At 70.2% G+C, this 5,490-nt stretch carries 4 protein-coding genes; 2 read left to right on the forward strand and 2 right to left on the reverse strand.

Annotated features, from left to right (window positions below; genetic code table 11):
* On the reverse strand, positions 1-911 hold a 911-nt coding region (locus GTW40_RS32325; protein WP_237525885.1), incomplete at its 3' end, for an ALF repeat-containing protein.
* 503 nt (positions 912-1,414) lie between these two features.
* Between GTW40_RS32325 and GTW40_RS32330 the strand changes: the two genes are divergently transcribed.
* On the forward strand, positions 1,415-1,879 hold the full coding sequence (locus GTW40_RS32330) for a hypothetical protein (protein WP_161183687.1): 465 nt from the start codon (positions 1,415-1,417) through the stop codon (positions 1,877-1,879).
* A 203-nt stretch (positions 1,880-2,082) separates the two neighbouring features.
* Positions 2,083-2,919: a hypothetical protein gene (locus GTW40_RS32335; RefSeq protein WP_161183688.1), complete on the forward strand. Its 837-nt coding sequence runs from the start codon at positions 2,083-2,085 to the stop codon at positions 2,917-2,919.
* Between the two features lie 3 nt (positions 2,920-2,922).
* Here the strand turns inward: GTW40_RS32335 and GTW40_RS32340 are convergent, their stop codons facing one another.
* Positions 2,923-5,319: an HAD-IC family P-type ATPase gene (locus GTW40_RS32340; RefSeq protein WP_161183689.1), complete on the reverse strand. Its 2,397-nt coding sequence runs from the start codon at positions 5,317-5,319 to the stop codon at positions 2,923-2,925.
* Positions 5,320-5,490: the final 171 nt, after the last annotated feature.

Raw genomic sequence — 5,490 nt, forward strand, 5'->3', positions numbered from 1 at the left:
GACGCGGCGGCCTGGGACGCCGCCTCGGCGGCACGCTTGGCGGCCCGTGCCGCCCGGTTCGTGTCGTCCTTGGCGGCCTGCGCCTCGGCCTGGGCCTCCAGCGCGGCTTCCTTGGCCAGCTCCGCGGCCTTGACCGCCTTGGCCGACTCCGACTTCGCGGCCGCCGTCTCCTTGGCCGCGAGCCGGCCCGCTTCCTTCGCCTGCGCGGCGAGTTCGGCGATCGAGGCGTGCTCCTCGTCCTTGGCCTGGGCCACGAACCGGCCGACCTCCAGGAACTCGCGGATGTCCGCGGCACTGCCGCTCAGCGCGATGCGTCCGGCGGCCCGGAGGTTGGGACCCCCCACGCTCATGATCTGGACGAGCTGCACCCGCTCGTCCTGTTCCTGCTGGGCGTACTGCCCCTCGGTGAGGAACTTCTGTACGTCGTCGGCGGTACCCGCGAGAGCCGCGCGCCCCGCGTCCTGCACGTTGGGACCGCCGGTGTCGATGATCTGGGCGACCCGGACACGGTTGTCCTGCTCCAGGGGAGCTTCCCAGCCCCAGCTGACGAATGTGCCCAAGTCCTCGGGCGTCCCGCTCAGTGCCTGGCGGGCGGCGTCGATGAGCTCGGTGCCCCCGACCGAGGCGATCTGAGCCGCGGCGACCCGCTCGTCCTGGACGGAGAGCTCGTCCGCGGCGGTGAGGAACGCCTGGACGTCGGCGTCGCTGCCCGTGAGGGCCGCCTCGGCGGCCGCCCTGATGCCGGGGCCGCCCTCACGCCAGTAGTCGACGACCAGCCCGCGCTGTTCGGCGGTGGTCGCGGTGGCTGCGGTGGCCGTCGTCGGGCGGGCACCGGCCCCGGACGCGGCGGCCGCCGTCGCGGGGGCCGCGCCGAGCAGACCGGCGGTGAGGGCGAGAGGCAGCAGACCCAATGCCGTACGGCGTATCAGATGCCTTGTCACACCGGCCCTGTCGAGCCCGTCAGTTCTTCGATTCACTGAATACCCGTCTCGGTTCTCGGCGGCTTCCCCGAGTGCGCCGCCGAATAAGGAACGGGCAGCTTAACGTGATTGATCTTTGCATCTAAGTTGGTTTTCGGCCGTGAGATCACCGGCGCCAGCGCACGGTCGGAGGCTGCCCGTTACCTCCGCTTTGAAGGTCAAAACCCGCTGTTTTACTGGCAGTTGACGGGTGCGGATCGCGTAGATCCGATGTTGACGCGCGTACGTGTTTTGGCTAGCCTATGGGTCGTCTTTACTGCTGCTTGACCGGCTAATTCCCGTCGGTGAGGGGTGCCGGCGGCCGCTTATTTCGTTTCTGAAGCGGCCTGTTCTTGGCTTCTCTGGATTTGTGTGGCGGGGAATTTCGGGCGGTGGTATTTCCTGAAAGGAATCCTCAGTTGCCTTTTCCTGGCCGAAGGCTCGTAGCGGCCGCGGTGCTGGCCGGCGGAGCCACGCTGGCAGGAGGGTCGGCGGCGTCCGCCGACGACCCGCCCCCGACCCCCTCGCAGCCGCCCTTCGCCGTCGAGGACTTCGGATACCCGGGCGCCGACCGCGTCCTGGCCGAGAAGGGGATCAAGCTCCTGAGGGGCGACGGCCACATCGTGCTGGCCGACTGCGACCAGGCGGCCCCGCAGATCCGCGTGTACACGGTCGCGGACGCTTCGTCCGGCCGTCAGGGCACCTACTGCTTCAAGGGCACGGCCAGGACCGGCCTGCTCACCCTCGAACTCCCCCGCGTCTTCGCCGTGGAGGCGGCCGACCACCCGGTGAGCGCGGACCTCACCGCCAACGGGCAGACCACGACGGTCGACGTCCCCAAGGACGGATTCGAGCCGGTCGGAGAGGGCACCGTGGGCGGCGCCCGCTCGGTACTGGTGGAGCTCCGGGTGACCGGCTGAGCGGGCCACCTCGTCAGGGGAAGCGGCGGTCGGCCTCTCGCGGATGCGTTCCGGGGTGACCGTCGCCGTCGTGCCCGTCAGGCAATGACTGGGCAAATTCCGTTGAGGCACGCCCCGCGCCTACAACCTGCGGCACCCCTCACGGATCTGATCACCCGAGTCGACCGACTCCCAGATCACTTCTCCCCCAGAGGGAACCGCACATGCGCATACGTGCCACCGTGGCAGCCGTCACCGGCGCCCTGGCTCTCTCCGCGTTCGCCGTCCCCGCCGCGCACGCCGCCCCGGGTGACGGTACGCCGTACACCATGAACGTCAGCTTCTCGAACCTGAAGATCGCCTCGTCGGTCAAGATCGGTACGAGCAGCAAGGTCAGCATGGCCTACTCGTACACGCTGACCCACGGCACGGACGTCAAGGCCACCGCGGCCGACTTCTACACCGACGCCTACCTGTACCGGGGCTCGCTGGACGACCCGTCCGACACGGTCGGGAACGACGACGACGCCGAGGAGGCCACCTGCAAGGTCGCCACGAGCACCACCCTGACCTGCACCGGCCACGTCGACGTCTACCCGACCCACGCCGACCTGACCGACGGCGACGCCGGTAAGTGGACCCTGGCCGCCGAGGCGGTCGCCTTCAACGGGCAGAACCCCGACAACCCCGACTTCAGCAAGGTCGGCTTCAAGGACCAGAGCGGGCCGGCCACCAACCTGCTGCGCTACTCCTCGCTCACCACCGACGCCGCCCCGGAGCCGGTCAAGAAGGGCAAGACCATCACGGTCACCGGCGCCCTGACCCGCGCGAGCTGGACCTACAACAAGTACTACGCCTACTCGGGCCAGTCGGTGCAGCTTCAGTTCGCCAAGAAGGGCTCCAGCACCTACACGACGCTGAAGACCATCAAGACGGACTCCAGCGGCAAGCTGAAGACCACCGTCACCGCCTCGGTCTCCGGCTCGTACCGCTACGTCTACGCGGGCCTCTTCCCCACGGCCGCCGTCACCTCCGCGGCCGACGCGATCGTCGTGCAGTAACCCTCACGCCGGGAAGCGGCGGTCGACCCACCTCCACATGAGTTCCAGGGCGGCCGCCGCCACCGCCGCGATTCCCACCGCGGCCCACGGCATCGTGTTCCCCACCAGGCGCAGCGCGAAGAAGTCCTGCAGCCAGGGCACGATCAGCACGAACAGGAACGCGACCCCCATCGCCGCCACCAGCGCGATCCGCCACCAGGTGTAGGGGCGCGCGATGATGGCGAGCACCCACATGGAGATCAGGAACAGGGTCAGCGTCGCCGCACTGGTCTCGGCGGACAGCGCCCCCTCACCCGTGTAGTGGTGCCGGGCGAGCAGATACGTCGCGAACGTCGCGAGCCCCGCCACCAGGCCGCCCGGTATCGAGTACCGCATGACCCGGCGCACGAAGTGCGGCCGCGCCCGCTCCGTGTTCGGTGCGAGGGCCAGGAAGAAGGCCGGGATGCCGATGGTGAGCGTGGACAGCAGGGTCAGATGCCGGGGCAGGAACGGATACTCCACCTGCCAGCACACCACCAGCAGCGCGAGCAGCACCGAGTACACGGTCTTCACCAGGAACAGCGTCGCCACGCGGGTGATGTTGCCGATGACCCGGCGGCCCTCCGCGACCACCGAGGGCAGCGTCGCGAAGCTGTTGTTCAGCAGCACGATCTGCGCCACTGCGCGCGTCGCCTCCGAGCCGGAGCCCATCGAGACGCCGATGTCGGCGTCCTTCAGCGCCAGCACGTCGTTCACCCCGTCGCCGGTCATCGCGACCGTGTGCCCCTCCGACTGGAGCGCGCCGACCATCTCCCGCTTCTGGCGCGGGGTGACCCGCCCGAACACCGTCGCCCGGTCCATCGCCCTGGCCATCTCCGGCAGTTCGGCGGGCAGCTTCCGCGCGTCCACCGCCGCGCCCTTCAGGCCCAGCTTCTGGGCGACCGCGCCCACCGACACCGCGTTGTCCCCGGAGATGATCTTGGCGTGCACGTGCTGGTCGGCGAAGTAGCGCAGGGTCTCGGCCGCGTCCGGACGCAGCCGCTGCTCCAGCACCACCAGGGCGACGGGACGCGCGTCCTCGGCGGGCTCGGGCGCGTCCAGACCCCGGGCGGCGCGGGCCAGCAACAGCACCCGCAGCCCCTGCTCGTTCAGCCGTGAGGTCTCCGCCAGTGCCGGGTCGTCCGCACCGAGCAGCACATCGGGGGCGCCCAGCAGCCAACTGCTCACCTGGCCGTCGCCCTCGCTGAACGCGGCCCCGCTGTACTTGCGCGCGGAGGAGAAGGGCAGCGACTCCACGCACCGCCACTCCTCGCTGTCCGGATAGGCGTCGATGATCGCCTGGAGGGAGGCGTTGGGGTGTGGGTCGGACTCCCCGAGGGCGCCGAGCACCTTGCGCGCGTGCTCCTCGTCGGCGCCGTCCAGCATCCTGAGCGCGGACACGTCCATGCCGCCCTCGGTGAGCGTGCCGGTCTTGTCCAGGCACACCGTGTCCACCCGGGCCAGGCCCTCGATGGCGGGCAGCTCCTGCACCAGGCACTGCTTGCGGCCCAGCCGGATGACGCCGATGGCGAAGGCCACCGAGGTCAGCAGCACCAGCCCCTCCGGCACCATGGGGATGATCCCGCCGATGGTGCGCGCGATCGAGCCCTTGAAGTCGTTGCTCTTCACCACCAGCTGGGTGACGATCAGGCCGAGCGCGGCCGGGATCATCATCCACGTCACGTACTTGAGGATCGTGGAGATGCCGGTGCGCAGCTCGGAGTGGACCAGGGTGAACCGGGACGCCTCCTCCGCGAGCTGCGCCGCGTACGCCTCGCGGCCGACCTTGGTCGCGGTGAAGGCGCCACCGCCCGCGACCACGAAGCTGCCGGAGAGCAGCCGGTCGCCGGTGCGCTTGAGGACCGGGTCCGCCTCGCCGGTGAGCAGCGACTCGTCGATCTCCAGCCCTTCGGCCTCGGCGCACACCCCGTCCACCACGATCTTGTCGCCCGGCCCGATCTCCACCAGGTCGTCCAGCACGATCGCGCTGGTCGGCACCTCGACGGATCTGCCGTCCCGGCGCACGGTCGGCCGGGCCTCCCCGATCACCGCGAGCGAGTCCAGCGTCTTCTTCGCCCGCCACTCCTGCACGATGCCGATGCCGGTGTTGGCGAGGATCACGAAGCCGAACAGGCTGTCCTGGATGGGCGCGACGAACAGCGTGACGATCCACAGCACGCCGATGATCGCGTTGAACCGGGTGAACACGTTCGCCCGCACGATCTCGGCGAGGGAGCGGCTGCTGCGCACCGGCACGTCGTTGACCTGACCGCGTGCCACCCGCTCCGCGACCTGCGCCCGGGTCAGCCCCGTCGAGGGCGTGCCGGGCGGCGCGACCGGGTGCACGGGGTCCAGTCCGGCGCCCGCGTCGATATGCGTCATGCCTCGACGTTACGTGCGGACGGGCCGGATCACCTGCCGAGTGGCCGGAAATCGGGGACGGCTCAGGGGCGCCCCCGGCGTGAACCGGGGGTGCCCCTGAACCCGTCCCTGGGCGAGTCGGGGCGCCCCGCCTCGTCAGCGCGTGGCGCCCCTCGCCGTCAGCGCAGCGCG

It is taken from the genome of Streptomyces sp. SID4985 (assembly GCF_009863025.1).
GTDB lineage: Bacteria > Actinomycetota > Actinomycetes > Streptomycetales > Streptomycetaceae > Streptomyces.

Bases quoted from the DNA above. Each gene is read 5' to 3' on its own strand.
- GTW40_RS32335 (WP_161183688.1), top strand. From the start codon at position 2,083: ATGCGCATACGTGCCACCGTGGCAGCCGTCACCGGCGCCCTGGCTCTC.
- GTW40_RS32340 (WP_161183689.1), bottom strand. From the start codon at position 5,319: ATGACGCATATCGACGCGGGCGCCGGACTGGACCCCGTGCACCCGGTC.